Source organism: Flavobacterium sp. S87F.05.LMB.W.Kidney.N (assembly GCF_004366435.1).
In the GTDB taxonomy this organism is placed as follows: domain Bacteria; phylum Bacteroidota; class Bacteroidia; order Flavobacteriales; family Flavobacteriaceae; genus Flavobacterium.
The window spans coordinates 266,716-282,257 of sequence record NZ_SODX01000001.1; the positions used below are offsets into that span (position 1 = coordinate 266,716).

A 15,542-nucleotide genomic window follows, 5' to 3' on the forward strand; every position below is an offset into this window, starting at 1 on the left:
TTGAATTTCCCCCTTTACATAGCCAAACGTTATATTTTTAGCAGCAGCAAAAACAATGCTATCAATATTATTAACCGCATTGCCAGCATGGGAATCATTGTTGGCACGATGGCTTTGTTTGTGGTTTTATCTGTTTTCAGCGGATTAAAAGTTTTTAGCCTTTCGTTTACAAACGAAATTGATCCCGATTTAAAACTGGTGAGCACTTACGGAAAATCATTTTTAATCACACCAGATCAGGAAAGTCAGATTAAGAAAATTAACGGCGTTGCTTCTTACACCAAAATTATAGAAGAGCGTGTTTTATTTTTGTTTAAAGATAAACAGCAAGTTACTTATCTAAAAGGAGTTGATAGCAATTATGCAGTTGTCAATGATATTAAGAAAAAATTGTACAACGGTCAATGGCTCAAACCAGACAGCTATCAAGTTGTGATTGGATACGGTTTAGCTCAGAATTTTTCTATGGGAATTCTCGATTTTGAGAATCCGTTGCAGATTTTTGCCCCAAAACCTGGAAAAGGGGCAATCGAAAATCCAGAAGAAGCTTTCAATAAAACCGATGTCCTGCCTGTTGGGATTTATTCTATAAGCGAAGATTTAGATTCAAAGTACGTGTTTGCAGATTTAGGTTTAGTACAAGAATTATTAATGTATAAAATCAATCAAATCTCTGGCATTGAATTTAAACTCAAAGAAAATGCAGATGAAAATGCAGTAAAGACTCAGCTCAATGCTATTTTTAAAAATAAAATTACTTTAAAAAATAGAGCGCAATTAAACGAGTCTTTATATAAAATGCTGAATACCGAAAATATAGTAGTGTATTTGATTTTTACTTTGGTGATAATCGTGGCTCTTTTTAATTTAGTAGGAGCATTGATTATGATGATTTTAGAGAAGAAAGGAAATCTTAAAACACTTTTTAATCTCGGAACAGAAATCAATAATCTTAGAAAAATATTTCTGCTTCAAGGAACTTTGCTAAGCTTTTTTGGTGGCTTAATCGGACTTATTTTGGGTATAATCCTAGTGATATTACAGCAGCAATATGAACTGATAATGATTACGCCAACATTAGCTTATCCCGTTGTTTTTTCACTAGAAAATGTTCTAATTGTAATGACAACTATTGTGATACTTGGATTTGTAGCCTCATTAATTGCAAGCAGCCGAGTAAGCAAAAAATTGCTGGATTAATTTCTTCTTTAAAAATATTACTTATATTTACCGCCTTGAAAATCTAAAGCATATGATTGTTTCTGCCTAATCCTACTTTATTTTTTACAATAATTAGGATACTTACGTTTTTATTTTTTTAGTTCAGATCATAGAGCATCTGGACCAATTTTATCATTTATCCTAAAATATCATGACAGAAACATCTATAAAGAAAAGTTTATTTTCTAAAATTTTTACCACATTAAAACAAGCCTTAAATGGCGACGAATCATTTGACTATACTTCTGGAAGTATAAAAAAAGCCGTTATTCTATTGGCCATTCCGATGGTTTTAGAAATGATGATGGAATCGGTTTTTGCTCTGGTCGATTTATATTTTGTCGGACATTTAGAGCATAGCAGTTTTGCTATTCAAACCGTTGGATTAACTGAGTCTGTACTAACAGTTATATATTCTCTTGCGATTGGGATGAGTATGGCGGCAACCGCAGTTGTAGCACGACGAATTGGAGAAAAAGATCCAGTCGCGGCTGCAAAAGCAGGAATGCAGGCGATCATTGTCGCAATTGCTGTAAACAGCGTTATGAGCATCTTGGGAATTGTTTATGCCAAAGATATTCTGCTATTAATGGGAGCATCTCCTGAAGCAGCCGAACATGGTTTCCACTTCACGCAGATTATGATTGGATCTAGTTTATGCATTATGCTTTTGTTCCTGATTAACGGAATTTTTCGCGGTGCAGGAAATGCGGCAATCGCCATGAAAAGTCTTTGGATTGCCAATATCTGCAATATTATTTTATGTCCAATTTTAATTAACGGTTTAGGTCCAATTCCTGCTTTCGGATTGGTTGGCGCTGCTTTGGCAACAACTTTCGGAAGAAGCATCGGCGTTTTATATCAGGTTTATCATTTGTTTTTTGGAAATGGAATTTTAAAAATTAAGATTCCATATTTTGCTCCAGATTTTAAACAAATTCAGGCATTAGTAAAAATCGCGGCTCCTGGAATTCTGCAATTTGTAATTGCTTCTTGCAGCTGGATTTTCTTAGCACAATTAGTCGCAACAACTGGCGGCGATCATGGTTCTGCAGGTTATCAAACGGCACTAAGAATTATGATGTTTTTTATTCTCCCAGCTTGGGGATTAAGTAATGCTGCTGCGACTTTGGTTGGGCAGAATTTAGGCGCCAAACAAATTGAACGTGCCGAAAAATCGGTTTATACAACTGCGCGTTATAATGTGATTTTCATGGCGACAATTATGGTTATTACGCTTGCTTTTGGGAAATATATCATATCCTTTTTCACCAATGATGAAATGGTAAAGACGATTGCCGTCGAAGCACTTCAAATTATGAGCATCGGTTTTATCTTCTACGGAATAGGAATGGTTTTAATAAACACATTCAATGGAGCGGGAGATACATGGACACCAACTGGAATTAATTTCTTTGGGTTTTGGCTGTTCCAAATTCCACTGGCTTACGTATTAGCCAAACATTTTAATCTGGGACCAACGGGAGTTTTTATTGCAATTCCTGTTGCTGAAACGGCTATAACACTTGCGGGTATTTTCTTTTATAAGAGAGGGAAGTGGAAGAGAACTCAAGTTTAAATAAAAAAATGCCTTCAAATGTGAAGGCATTTTTTTATTTTGAAATTTTGTCAAAGCTTCAAACTTTGACAAAGATTATATTACTAAACAAATTCATATCCCGCATAAACCTGTTCAATTTCTTTCATAATAGCAAATAAATCTTCAGGAGCATCAGTTGTAACTAACTTTTGTTTGAATTCTTTGAATGAATGAATTCCTTTGAAATAGTTCGTATAATGACGACGCATTTCTACAATTCCCAAACGTTCACCTTTCCATTCCATTGACCACATTAAATGATTTCTAGCAGCTTCAACACGATCAATAACCGTTGGAGCAGGTAAGTGCTCGCCAGTTTTAAAGAAATGCTTGATTTCGTTAAAAATCCAAGGATATCCAATCGCCGCACGGCCAATCATAATTCCGTCGATTCCGTATTCGTTTTTATATTGTAATGCTTTTTCTGGGCTGTCAATATCGCCATTTCCAAAAATAGGCATTGTAATTCTTGGGTTGTTCTTTACACGTGCAATATGTGACCAGTCAGAATGACCTTTATACATTTGCGCCCGGGTTCTGGCGTGAATCGTTAAAGCTTGAACGCCAATATCCTGAAGTCTTTCAGCAACTTCATCAATGTTAATTGAATTTTCATCCCAGCCTAAACGTGTTTTTACTGTAACAGGCAAATCAGTTCCTTTAATAACCGCTTGTGTCAAACGTACCATCAAATCAACATCTTTTAAAACTCCCGCTCCAGCACCTTTGCAAACTACTTTTTTTACTGGACATCCAAAATTGATATCCACTAAATCTGGTTTTACTGTCGAAACAATTTTAGACGACATTTCCATTGCTTCTTCATCACCGCCAAAAATCTGAATTCCAACTGGACGCTCGTAATCAAAAATATCCAGCTTCATGCGGCTTTTTATAGCATCACGAATTAATCCTTCCGACGAAATAAATTCAGAATACATCATGTCTGCCCCGTGCGCTTTGCATAATCTGCGAAACGGCGGATCGCTGACGTCTTCCATCGGTGCGAGTAATAAAGGAAATTCAGGTAATTCTATGTTGCCAATCTTGACCATCTTTGTAATTTTTTGCAAAATTACAACATTTAGTTCAATTTGTACCAAATTGAGGTTCAAAGGTTCAGAGTTGCAAAGGGACAAAGGTTCTTATCAGTCTTTTAGGAAACCTTTGTCCCTTTGTCCCTTTGCAACTTTGTCCCTAAAAAATTATCTATAATCAAAAAATCGAATTGGTTTTCGACTCATCGGATTGAAAACTAGCGGGTTTAAAACTTCTTTTGAAGCAAATTCTATTTTTGGAGTTACTCTTAGTTTGGCTCTAAAATGGTCTTTTATTTCCTGAAGAAACTCGGGAGTTTGATTTTTGGCAGCAATTTTAATCAGGATTTCGTCTGTGCCTAAATCGTTGGTTGAAATTTCGATAAGATGATTTTCGATATTATCAAAACTGCTCAAAACATCGTTCATCGCTGGTGGATAAAGTGTTGTTCCTTTGTATTTTATCATCTGTTTTTTACGGCCGACAACTGGACCAACCCGCAAAGTATTTCTACCGCAGGCGCAAGGTTCGTCATGAAGCTGTACTATATCGCCAGTTTTAAAACGCAGCAACGGCATAGCTTCAATTCCTAAAGTAGTAAAAGTAAGTTCGCCAGTTTCCCCATTTTTTACAGGCTGATTATGCTCATCCAAAACTTCAACAATAATCAATTCTGGGTGATGATGTCCGCCTTTTCCATGTTCACATTCTGTAAAAGCGGTGCTCATTTCTGTAGAAGCATAAGTCGAGAATAACTTAATATTCCATTTATCTGTAATTTTTTTGGATAGAATATTCATAGAAAAATCTTGTTCTCTCAAAGATTCTCCAATACAAACGGCGCCTTTTATACTCGAATTATTATAATCGATTCCGTGGGCTTCAGCGTATTCAATTAATTTTAAAAGGAAAGACGGAACTGTAATTAAATAACTCGGATTGTATTTTAAAATAGAATCCCACTGCATTTCTGGAATTCCAGCACCAACGCGGATAACGCCGACTTTCAACTTTCTAAGACCTAAAAAATAAGCCAAACCGGCCATAAATTTTCGATCAATTGTGGTCATTAACTGTACGACATCTCCTTCTGCAATTCCAGCGCAGGCGAACGAAATCGCTTCGTTATAAGCTAGTCGATCCAAATCTGAATCGGTTAAACCAAAAGTTACAGGATCGCCTAAAGTTCCTGAAGTTGAGGCATAATCGATAATTTTTTGCTGCGGAACACACAAAAAATCATCGTTATATTGCTGTAGATCTTCTTTAGTCGTAACAGGAAGAAATTGTAAATCTTTTAATGTTTTTACTTTAGAAATATCAATATTTTGTCCAGCAAAAAGTCTTTTGTAAAAAGGAGAATTTTGACTGATGTATTCTAGAAGTTCAATTAATTTTTTTTCTTGAAAAATTTTAATCTCTTCTAAAGAATCTTTTTCTATTGCTGGAATCATTGTAATTTTCTTTTGACTTTTTTTAAATATTTTTCAATCTTTTCTTTATCAGGAAATGTAGTAATTTCAAGGGTTAAAGCTTTTTCAAAATTAAGCTTAGCCTGCAGATATTCCTTTTTTTGGTAAAAATACAATCCTGCCTTATAATATACAACCCAATAATCGGGGTTTAACGATTGATAATTTTGAATGAACTCTGGAGAAATCACTTCTTTCTTTTCAAGAAGCGAATCTATTTTATGATCTTCAACTTTAAATTTTTTAAAATTCTGATAAGCAGTTGTTTCTAAAAAAGGATCTTTGGCAATATTCAGATTTTCTCTTTGAAGTGATTGTGTCTTATTTTTATTTTCACCAAAAACAGCATTCAAATCATAACAGACAAATTCTCCCAATTGATACGGATTTGCCGAAACCCAGACTAATTTTTCTTTTGGTTTAAAAATAATTCCGTGATGTGCTAAGAGCTGATTTAGCGCTTTTTCATTTCCATATCCTAAAGAAATGTTTTGTAAACCGTCTTTATTTCGAAGAATTTCTGAAGCAATTTTTGGATTTACTTTCGGATTTTCAGATAGTAATTCATGCATTCTTTCGTAACGGTATTCAGAATGGCTGTTTGCAATTTGTTCCAGATTTCTTTTATCAGCTGCAAAAGCATCGCCTTGAAAATGATTCGAACAAATTAATTGATCACTGTTAGGAACATCGTAAACATCCATTTTATTGGGTGAAACTTCAATTAAAATGGCTTTGTTATCATTGGCGCTTCCAACCATAATCGATTCAGAAACAAATACTTTTCTCTTTTTTGCAATGGCGATGGCTTCATCTAAAGTTTTGGCGTGCTGTAAAATTTCGCGGGTCAAAATCGAAATTGGAGTTTTCGCGCTCAGCGGAATTTTAGATTTAGAAGCATTTATCGTTACAGTCAATCCTTCGTAATTCATTCCAGAAACGGCTCCAATCATTCCCGGCCAGGTAACCATCATAAACGGAAATCCTTCTTTTGGTTTGATAAAGGCTGCGATTTTATTTTCCGCGAAAGCGTCATTCACATAAAAATCAAAATTACGCGCCAGAATTAAATTTCCGTCTTCCGATTTTTCGTTCCAAGCCGCAAAAGAAGAACAGCCTACTAAAGCCAGATCTTGAAGCACGTGCCCAATATCGTGCGCCGCGTGTAAATATAAACTGCGCTGGTATTGCGGTGCGATATTATCAAACTCATTCGAAGTATATTGCGAAACGCCGTAAATTTCAGTTTGATATTCATTTGGAACATTCAAATACAATTTGCGATTGTACCATTTTAAAAACTGGCGAAGCATTTTCTGCTGAAATTTAGACGGGATAAAATCGGTGATTTTCGAAAAAAAAATACGCTGCTGTTTTTGTAAAAGGGAGTCGGTTAAAGCACCGGTTGTCAAACCAATTTCCAGCGGATCGCCTTCTACATACAATTCCCAAAAACCTTGTTTATTTTTTAAAAAAGAATTTGTTCCAGAAATAAATGTGCTGTCTGTTACTTTTTCAACAACGGGTTTTGCTGAATTGTAAGCCGTAATATCTGGTTTATGATGTTTTGATTTTGATGTACCGCAAGAAGTCAGCAAGCTTAAAAAACCGAGAGAGAAGAAATATATAATTCGGCTTTTCATGATTCAATTATTCAGATGCTTTTTTAATTTTTTCCAGCAGATATTCTTTTCCTACAACTTCAGAGCAGGTTAAAACAGCTCCAACCGTAACGCCCAAGACACCATGCATGTTGATACTTTGGCCCGTAAGATACAGATTTTCTAGCTTAGTTTTTGTGGGAATTAAAGTTTTCATTGGATTATTAGAATCTTTAATATAACCATACATATTTCCGCCGTCGCCGCCAATATAATCGCGGTACGAAAGCGGGGTCGAAGTATGAACCGATTTAATACAGTCTTTAATTCCAGGAAATTTCTTTTCAACTTCTTCTAAAAATTTTGCCGCTTTTTTAGCTTTGAATTCCTCGTAACTTTCGCCTCGTTCATTTTCTTCGAAAGTGGTATTAAAAGTGTTTTCCCAAGTTTTAACGTCCTCATATTTCATATAAGTTAAAAAGGTCATTCCGTCTGCCCATTCTTCGTCTTTTTGTGACGGATTCATAGAAGCCATAAAAGTTTTAGGCCATGAATTTTCGTCGTAATCATGAGCGGTCCAAACGTCATCTTGACTTTTAAAATGATAATAATTATGATTGATGTATTTGAAAGTTTTGGGTTTAAAAACAATATAAAGACTAAAAGCTGAAAAGACATTTTCCAGATTTTGAATTCTATTGAAAAACGGTTTTCTGAAATTTTCCTGACCCGCCATTTTCAAAGTCGTCTTAGGTTCGATGTTAGAAATGAAATACGTTCCAGAAACTTCAGTTCCGTCTTTCATTTTAACCGAATTTACTTTTTGGTTTTCAACTTCAAATTGGATTACTTCTTTATGTTTAAAAAATTCGCCGCCGTGCTTTTTGAGTTGTTTGAGCAATTGTTTCGTTATTTGGCTTCCGCCATTTACACAGCGGCATGAACTTTCTATATAAGAATTGACTACAAGCGCATGAACATAAAATGGAGATTTATCGGCAATTCCAGCATAAAGAAAATTGGATCCAGCCAAAACTGCTTTCAACTTTTCATTTTGCGTAAAAGAATCAATAGTCTCTTTTGCGTTAAGCGCTAAAATTTCATCATCATATTTTCCTTCCGATTCTAAATTGTAAAGTGGAAATGCCTTGCAGACTTCCTTTATCTTTTGGCAGTAATTGAAGAGATTTTCTTTTTCTTCGGGAAAGTAATTTGTTAATTGTTGAATGAAATTTTCGAAACCTTGTGCATGCGGATATTCGGTTTTATCATCTTCAAAAGAAATAATATCAAAACCATTTTCGTCTAATTTTTTCAGATTCAAATGATCCATTATTCCAATATATTTGAAATATTGATAAAGATTCTGGCCTTCGCCCAAACCTCCGATGTAATGAATTCCAGTATCAAAAATGGTTTTATCTCTTACGAAAGTCTGAAGATTTCCCCCGTACTGATTGTTTTTTTCGAGCACACAAACGCTGTAGCCTTCTTTTGCCAGAATAACAGCAGAAACCAATCCGCCTAAACCGCTGCCAACGATTACTACATCGTACTGCTTTTTCATTCTTTTTTCTTTAAAACAAGTAAACCCTTTTCTTCTGAAACTATTTCAAAATTTGAATTTGTAATCTGATTTTTTAAATTCGGACAATTTACTAAAATTATAAAAGAAACGTTTCGAAATCCTTTTTCAAGGTCGTTTTTGTAACTTTCGTCAGAAATTAAAAGCACATCATATTGATTTTCAAATGCAGGTTCCAATTGATCCAAATATGATATTTTTCTTTTTGTAACGATATAATTCGTTTTTGCGACAAGCAATTTTTCTTCCTCAGTAATAAAAGAAAATATTTTTCGCTGCGGTTCCTGCAAAGCTAGTAAAACATCCAGTTGTCCGTAATCATTTCCTAAATGTAGGATTTTGGCTTTTGGCTGAATGTGCTTATTTAAGTTATAATAGGTTTCCAGATTTTGCTTTAAATCTTCTTTTACGCTGTTGCCAATTTCAATTTCTTTATAATCATAACTGGCGATCAGCATTTTTTTGAAATAATCTGGACCTTCAAGTTCTTGGCGAATTTTACGATATTCTGCTTTAAAGAATGAACTAATTTGTTTGGTTCTTTCGGTATAATTTGTTCCAAATGAGGAATCATCAGGACTAATTCTCTTTAAGATATTAACCGTCAAATTTCCATGATGAATGACAAAATCACCTTTCGGAATCAGTTCTGAAGCACCGTGAATGACAATCGGAATAATATCTAAATTAAATTCTTCTGCAAGGAAAAAAGCACCTTTGTGAAAGCGTTTAATCACATTATTTTCGGATCGTGTTCCTTCTGGAAAAACCATTAATGAATATCCTTCGTTTATTTTTTTTCGTAAGTGTTCAACGCCTCCTTCCAGACCTTCAGAAACGGGATAAAATCCTGCTTTTCTAACGACACCGCCAAAAATAGGGGAGTTGTAAACCCAGTCGCTAACCAAGAAAATAATTTTTGGACTCAGCATTCCAATTGTCAAAATGTCTATAAACGATGAATGATTGGCAATAATTACAGCTGGTTTTTCAAAAGTTTCATTAAAATTATTAATGACTTTTTTGCGTATAAACGGATTGGAATACAATACCGATTTCATGAATTTTGAAATCACGTATCGGAACGCTTTCATTTTTGATTTTTTGCTGAAAGGCAAAATTGGCATAATGGTAAAGCTAAAAATCGACATTAAGATTCCGCCTAAACCATAATAAGCAAACGAAATTACGCCATGAACAAAAGTTCTCAATTGAAAAGGAGGATTTCCCTTTTTTGGGCGATTTGATAAAAACAGTTTGAATAAAATCGGATAAAAAATGAAAGTAATAATCAGAGCCGCAAAAACCCCAATTAAAGAAACCGCTGAAATTGAAGTCAATGCAGGATGTTTGGCAAATATCATCGCACCGATTCCTAAAATCGTTGTAATGACCGCCAAAATAATTGACGTTCTGTAAACTGCGATTTCGTTAACGCCAGTCGAATATTCTTTTTGTAATGCGCTCGTCATAAAAATACTGAAATCGACTCCGTGACCAAAAATCAAAGTACAGACAATCATACTGAAAATATTCATTTGAATGCCGAAAATGCCCATAATTCCTGCGGTTACAATTCCAGTTAAAGCAATTGGAATACAGCTGATGATAACCAATTCGATTCTACGGAAAAAGAAAAATAGAATTAGAATTACGGCAACAAAAGAATAATTGACAAGAGAATTAAAATCAGTTTTTAAAGTGCTGAAAAACGTTTCGTTCATCTGCTGGCGATCGATGGCAATTACATTTTCTTTAGCTGAAGCTGATTTTACAAAAGCATCGCGCTGCTCGGGCGCTACTTTTACTAAAGTCGAAATCGTATAAAAACCATTTTTTTCGGTTATAAATTCTTGTAATTGAAGCGCTTTGATTTTTAAAAATTCAGTTGCAGCAACAGGTTTGAAATCAAAATCTAAATGATCAAAAAATAAATTATAAGTGGTAGGTTTAAAACCAAGTTTAGCGCCTTCAGCAATTAATTCTGATTTTATGAATTGCTTTTTCTGTGAAGTCCAAAATGAATTCCATTTATTAATTTTTTCAATTTGCGCTTGTTGTGAAAGTACAATACCGCCAACTGAACTGAAATTTAAAATTTTATCCTGCTGTTTTTCTTTAGATAAATCTTCAAAAAGCTTACTGTTATGTTGCAAAGCTTCTTCCATACTTTTTCCGTACGAAGCGACATAAATAGTTTTAGAAGTTAAACTTGTGCTTTCTTCCAATTGTTTTTCTGCAACTTTGATTTCTTTTGGAATAAAATTCAGCTGCGATAAATCATTATTGAAGCCCACATCATTATAGGTAAAACAACAGATAATGGTAATAATAACACAAAGTCCGATTAAGATTTTATTATTATGAAAAGAAAAATGAGCCATTTTATCGATCACATTCTTTTTATGTTCTGCCGGATTTTCTTTTGGTTTATACAAATGCGGAACAATTAAAAGTGAAAAAACGCCAGTCGCCATAACAATGACGGCAGCGAAAATTCCGAGATCATTCAGCGCATCAGATTTTACAAAAAGCAGACATAAAAATGCAACAGCAGTTGTAGAACTGCTCATGATAACAGGCATTGTAATGTCTTTGTAAAGAGTTTTTACATCGCTATTATGTTTGTAATGTGTGAGAATATGAATAGAATAATCGATTGTAATTCCGAGCAAAATAGAACCAATTCCTAATGAAATTGCAGAAATTTGTTCTCTGACGAAATATAAAAAAGCAACTGCAAACAAACCTCCAAAAAGAGTTGGAAGAAAAATAATAAGCGGAATTAAAATCTTACGATAAAATAAAATCAGAATCAACATTAAAGTAAACATCGCAATAGATGTTGTTAAAATAATGTCGCTCTTAATTTGATTGGCGTTTGCAACGGCAATTAAAGCAGAACCAAAATAACTGATTGAAGTTTTCCCTTTAAATTTCTGATTTAGATTTTCCTGAATCGATTTGAGCTTTTCGGCAAAAATGGTGTTTTTTTCCGTTTCGCTCGAAGGAATATTCGAAGTGATGAAAAGCAATAATTTCCTTTTGTCTTTCGTTATTACAAAACCATTTTCCAAAGTAAAATCATCACCAATATTTAATTGCTGTAACTTTTTTAAAGCAATAAAAGAAATCCCAAGCGGATCCTGCAAAATAAAGTCTTTGGTAACAAATCCTGAAGGAGAAATAATAGATTTATAATTTCCCTGAACAGTTGCTGCAATGCTGTCTTTTTCTAACTTCTGCTGAATGTTTTGATAATCTTTATCATCTAGAAAAAGAGGCAGATTATTGTAAACAAAATCAATGGTTTCCTGAATATTTTCTTCGTCGATTTTTCCTTGAATTCCAGTTATAAATGGTTTGCAGGATTTAGAAACGCTGTCTGAAAAAGCAGTAGCCATTTCTTTTAAATCATCTGCCGAACCGTTTTTTTCGAGTTTGAAAATTACGGTAGTTTTGTCGGCAAAGTTTAATTGTTTGAGCACTTTTGCCGTAACATCGGTTTTGTCGTTTGTTGGAATAAGTTTGGTAATATCTTCTTCAAACTTTAATCGTGAAGCAAAAAATCCGAAAACTAAAAGCATCAAAACAGCCAAAAAAACCGAAAGAGACTTTCTTCGATTTACAAATAAATGAATGGCATAAAAGTATTGATGCATGGTTTAGGTTTAAAATTTTTTTGCAACGAATTTCACTAATTTCCACGAATTAATTTGTGCTAATTCGTGAAATTCGTGGCGAAAATAAATAAATTTTATTTGATGCGTTTTTTACTAAAAGCCGTTAAAAGTAAATAACTAATAAGACCAACTGATAGTGCCGAAACGGTTGCTAAAATAAGACTTCCGACGATATATTGAGCAGCATTTTTTTGAATATCATCAAATGTCATCGAACTATCTAAAATTAGCGGTGCATCGCTGGAAACGAAAAAGCTTCCTACTTTCAAAGAACCGTAAATAATAAAAGGGATAAAAGGTGGAAAACTCACATTAGAAGTTAAATAGGCAATTACTTTGTTCAGCCGAAAAATCGCGGCAAAAGTAAAAAGCAAAATAGTCTGGAATCCCCAAAAAGGAGAAAGTCCAATAAAAATTCCCAAAGCAATGGCGGCCGATTTTTTAAAATTAGAATCGTTGCTTTCTAAAATATCTTCTAGAAAGAACTTTTTAAAGCCTTTTTTTTTTGCTCTTCTAAAGAAATCTCGAGGCTTAATATACAACAAAGCATTGGTTACCAAAACAGTATTCAGAATACTAATTCGGGTAAAATCTTGAAACGGACGAAAGTGAGAAACTCTTTCGGCTGGATCGTACAAAACCTGAATCGGAATATTTTTAACCACAATTCCTTTCCAAGCAGCGCGCACAATTACTTCGATTTCAAACTCAAATTTATTGGTGTAAAAACGTTTCGGAAGCAATCGCAAAGGATATAATCGAAATCCAGATTGTGTATCTTCGAGCTTGATTCCTGTTTCAAACTTAAACCAGAAATTAGAAAACTTATTTCCAAAACTGCTTTTCTTTGGAACATTCTCCTGCGTCATGTTACGGCTTCCAATCAAAAGCGCATTTGGTTCGTTTTGAATTGCTTCAATAAAAATCGGAATGTCTGCAGCAAAATGCTGTCCGTCAGAATCTATCGTGATGGCATATTCAAAATCCAATTCGATAGCTTTTCTAAATCCATTTCGCAGCGCACGTCCTTTTCCTAAATTTTTAGGATGATGAATTTGCGTCAGCTGCGAATATTGTTTCAGAATTTCGTTTGTCGAATCGGTTGAACCGTCATTGACAATAATAACACTTGCGGTGAAATCTAAAATAGAATCCAGTACTTTTTTTAGTGTTTTTTGGTTATTATAAGTTGGTACAATAACACAAAAGTTAGTCGAATTCAGCAATTCGTGCGTTGATTTCATGAGGTTATTATTGACTTACTTCACGAATTGTTTTTCTTTCGCAGAAAAACTTTTAGATTGCAAAACAAAATCTTTTAAGTATTCTTTTAAAGAAGCATTTTGTTCTGCGTAGTGTGCAGCAATGTATTTTTTATCCTCTTTAATGTTTTTCTTATAACCTGTTATTCCTGGAACATTTTCCTGAATACTAAGACGAATCATTCTGATTTCGATGTTATTAGGATCGCTGGCAATAACAGATTCAAGAAGTTTTGCACCTTCTTTAAAACGAGAAATTTTATTTCCCAAAATATTTTCAAACTTAGAATCTAATAAAATTGAAGCTGCCTTGTAAGCCACCAAAATTTTATCATCATTATTTGAAACTCCAGAAAGTTTTTCTACAAAATCTTTAGCATTATTTTCAGATTTAGCTACATCTGTATACATTTTGCGGATCGAAGCCAAATCTGGCGTTCCAGCAAAATTTACCCATAAAAGTAATGTCAATAATAGTTTCATAATTATATTTTTTTGTACACCGTACTCAGTTTAAGAGCAGTAGTGTCGTTAAAGTAAGTCGTGTTTTTCACTTTTACCAAATCGTCTTCAGTAATGGTAACATCAAGCTCTAAACGTAATTCTGGAGTTACCTCAGGATTAATAAGCGCCATGAATTTTACATTTGCCAAAGACTGAATCATCAATGAACTTTTTGTAATAGATTCTGTCAGTTCCTTGATAATCTGAATCATGCAAACACCAGGCATAATAGGATTTCCAGGGAAATGTCCTTTAAAAACCTCATGTTTTTCATTGATTAAAATCGTAATATTATATTTTGAATCAGAAGCTTTTTCTTCTGATAGTACTTTATAAAAATCTTTTAAAACCATATTTTCTATTTTCCAAACGAATAGGAAACTCCTAATTGAAAATTAATATTTGTATTATAATCCCCAAATAAATAATAATTATTGGAGTCATTTTGATAATAATCACTGCTCAAAACATCTAGAAGACCCTTCTTAAATCGAGCTTCAAAAGTCAAACCAGACGGCAGGGCATAAGCAACACCTAAAACCACACCAAGATCATTTTGCGCTTTTCTAACTGCAAGATTATCATTCAATAAAATATCTAGAGTTGGTCCTGCCTGAAATTGTATTCCTTGTGCTAAAGTAAATTTATTTATTACAGAAAGCGACAAATAATTTATTTCCAGATCTAAATATTCAGTTTTGTTTGTCTGCGTATTTTCATCAAAATATTTTCGTTCAACATCATTAGAACCTTGTCTGCTGTAATTGATCTCAGGTTGAAGCGCATAATGTTTCGTTATGTTAATCTCTGTAAAACCACCAGCATAAAAATCAGTTTTATAATTGGCATGCATTTCAGAAATTGTTGAAAAATTAAATCCAGCTCTTAAACCTGGCTTAACACTTACCTGGGCTTGGATGTTTAAAACTGCAAAAAAAACAGCAACAAAAAATATTCTTTTATTCATGTTTTTTATTTTGTCTTAAACGTATAGCTGATTCCAATTTGAAAAACCTGATTCAAAATCACATCATTATAATAGTAATCATCGTCATAATCAATACCATCATAACCGTAAATATCAACTAATCCTTGTTTGATTCTAGCTTCAAAAGTCAAACCGTTTGGCAATGTGTAACCAACACCTCCCACAATAGCAAGATCAAAACCTTCTGGATTCGAATTTATATAGTTATCATCAATTTTTAGATCTAAAGACGGTCCTGCCAACACGTGAAAACCACCACCATTAAAGTTAAATTTTGCAACAGCTCCCAGCGTTATATAATTTAATTCATAATTTACATAACGGTAATCATTCCCATTTCCAAAATATTCCCTTCCTTCGTCTCCTTGTCTGGAATAAGTTATCTCTGGCTGCAGCGAAAAATATTTGTTGAATTTAATATTAACCAATCCACCAACATAAAAATCTGTTTTAGAATTATTATCATCAATATTAGTTAATGTCGATATATTTAAACCGCCTCTAAGCCCTGGATTAACTTTTACCTGTGCTTGAGATGATTGAACTCCGATAAATAATACGAATGCAATTAAGGCTATTTTTTTCATC

The 15,542-nt window shown here is 33.8% G+C and carries 12 protein-coding genes; 2 read left to right on the plus strand and 10 right to left on the minus strand.

Features of this window, described 5'->3' with window-relative positions; genetic code table 11:
• On the plus strand, positions 1-1,200 hold the full coding sequence (locus EDB96_RS01185) for an ABC transporter permease (protein ID WP_134138829.1): 1,200 nt from the start codon (positions 1-3) through the stop codon (positions 1,198-1,200).
• A gap of 172 nt (positions 1,201-1,372) precedes the next feature.
• Positions 1,373-2,800, plus strand: coding sequence for an MATE family efflux transporter (locus EDB96_RS01190; RefSeq protein WP_134138831.1), 1,428 nt, complete (start codon positions 1,373-1,375; stop codon positions 2,798-2,800).
• Between the two features lie 83 nt (positions 2,801-2,883).
• Here EDB96_RS01190 and dusB read toward each other — a convergent pair whose 3' ends face one another.
• The 10 genes from dusB to EDB96_RS01240 all read right to left on the minus strand — a co-directional run bounded on the left by dusB (position 2,884) and on the right by EDB96_RS01240 (position 15,541).
• Positions 2,884-3,876, minus strand: a complete 993-nt coding sequence (dusB, locus tag EDB96_RS01195) for a tRNA dihydrouridine synthase DusB (protein ID WP_134138832.1) — start codon at positions 3,874-3,876, stop codon at positions 2,884-2,886.
• 150 nt (positions 3,877-4,026) lie between these two features.
• Positions 4,027-5,313 carry a phenylacetate--CoA ligase family protein gene (locus EDB96_RS01200; protein WP_134138833.1) on the minus strand — a complete coding sequence of 429 codons (1,287 nt, stop codon included), beginning with the start codon at positions 5,311-5,313 and terminating at the stop codon, positions 4,027-4,029.
• Positions 5,310-6,974: a C45 family autoproteolytic acyltransferase/hydolase gene (locus EDB96_RS01205; RefSeq protein ID WP_134138835.1), complete on the minus strand. Its 1,665-nt coding sequence runs from the start codon at positions 6,972-6,974 to the stop codon at positions 5,310-5,312. Before EDB96_RS01205 ends, EDB96_RS01200 begins: the two co-directional genes overlap by 4 nt.
• A 7-nt stretch (positions 6,975-6,981) precedes the next feature.
• A complete protein-coding gene (locus EDB96_RS01210) occupies positions 6,982-8,499 on the minus strand; it encodes a phytoene desaturase family protein (RefSeq protein WP_134138836.1) in 1,518 nt (505 codons plus the stop codon).
• Positions 8,496-12,179: a 1-acyl-sn-glycerol-3-phosphate acyltransferase gene (locus EDB96_RS01215; protein ID WP_134138837.1), complete on the minus strand. Its 3,684-nt coding sequence runs from the start codon at positions 12,177-12,179 to the stop codon at positions 8,496-8,498. The genes EDB96_RS01210 and EDB96_RS01215 overlap by 4 nt, the downstream gene beginning before the upstream one ends.
• Positions 12,180-12,274: 95 nt before the next feature.
• Positions 12,275-13,444 carry a DUF2062 domain-containing protein gene (locus EDB96_RS01220; protein ID WP_134138839.1) on the minus strand — a complete coding sequence of 390 codons (1,170 nt, stop codon included), beginning with the start codon at positions 13,442-13,444 and terminating at the stop codon, positions 12,275-12,277.
• A 15-nt stretch (positions 13,445-13,459) separates the two neighbouring features.
• Positions 13,460-13,945 (minus strand): hypothetical protein, encoded by a 486-nt coding sequence (locus EDB96_RS01225; protein WP_057115522.1) that lies wholly within the window; start codon positions 13,943-13,945, stop codon positions 13,460-13,462.
• 2 nt (positions 13,946-13,947) lie between these two features.
• On the minus strand, positions 13,948-14,319 hold the full coding sequence (locus tag EDB96_RS01230; protein ID WP_134138840.1) for a 3-hydroxyacyl-ACP dehydratase: 372 nt from the start codon (positions 14,317-14,319) through the stop codon (positions 13,948-13,950).
• A gap of 5 nt (positions 14,320-14,324) precedes the next feature.
• Positions 14,325-14,933: a porin family protein gene (locus EDB96_RS01235; RefSeq protein WP_057115524.1), complete on the minus strand. Its 609-nt coding sequence runs from the start codon at positions 14,931-14,933 to the stop codon at positions 14,325-14,327.
• Positions 14,934-14,938: 5 nt separating this feature from the next.
• The gene (locus EDB96_RS01240) at positions 14,939-15,541 is read right to left on the minus strand and encodes a porin family protein (protein WP_057115525.1); all 603 of its coding nucleotides are present in this window, start codon (positions 15,539-15,541) and stop codon (positions 14,939-14,941) included.
• Between the last annotated feature and the right edge of the window lies 1 nt (position 15,542).

Coding starts and splice junctions, on each gene's coding strand:
- EDB96_RS01210 (WP_134138836.1), bottom strand. CDS start 8,499: ATGAAAAAGCAGTACGATGTAGTAATCGTTGGCAGCGGTTTAGGCGGA.
- EDB96_RS01230 (WP_134138840.1), bottom strand. CDS start 14,319: ATGGTTTTAAAAGATTTTTATAAAGTACTATCAGAAGAAAAAGCTTCT.
- EDB96_RS01200 (WP_134138833.1), bottom strand. CDS start 5,313: ATGATTCCAGCAATAGAAAAAGATTCTTTAGAAGAGATTAAAATTTTT.
- EDB96_RS01215 (WP_134138837.1), bottom strand. CDS start 12,179: ATGCATCAATACTTTTATGCCATTCATTTATTTGTAAATCGAAGAAAG.
- EDB96_RS01240 (WP_057115525.1), bottom strand. CDS start 15,541: ATGAAAAAAATAGCCTTAATTGCATTCGTATTATTTATCGGAGTTCAA.
- EDB96_RS01235 (WP_057115524.1), bottom strand. CDS start 14,933: ATGAATAAAAGAATATTTTTTGTTGCTGTTTTTTTTGCAGTTTTAAAC.
- EDB96_RS01205 (WP_134138835.1), bottom strand. CDS start 6,974: ATGAAAAGCCGAATTATATATTTCTTCTCTCTCGGTTTTTTAAGCTTG.
- EDB96_RS01220 (WP_134138839.1), bottom strand. CDS start 13,444: ATGAAATCAACGCACGAATTGCTGAATTCGACTAACTTTTGTGTTATT.
- dusB (WP_134138832.1), bottom strand. CDS start 3,876: ATGGTCAAGATTGGCAACATAGAATTACCTGAATTTCCTTTATTACTC.
- EDB96_RS01225 (WP_057115522.1), bottom strand. CDS start 13,945: ATGAAACTATTATTGACATTACTTTTATGGGTAAATTTTGCTGGAACG.
- EDB96_RS01190 (WP_134138831.1), top strand. CDS start 1,373: ATGACAGAAACATCTATAAAGAAAAGTTTATTTTCTAAAATTTTTACC.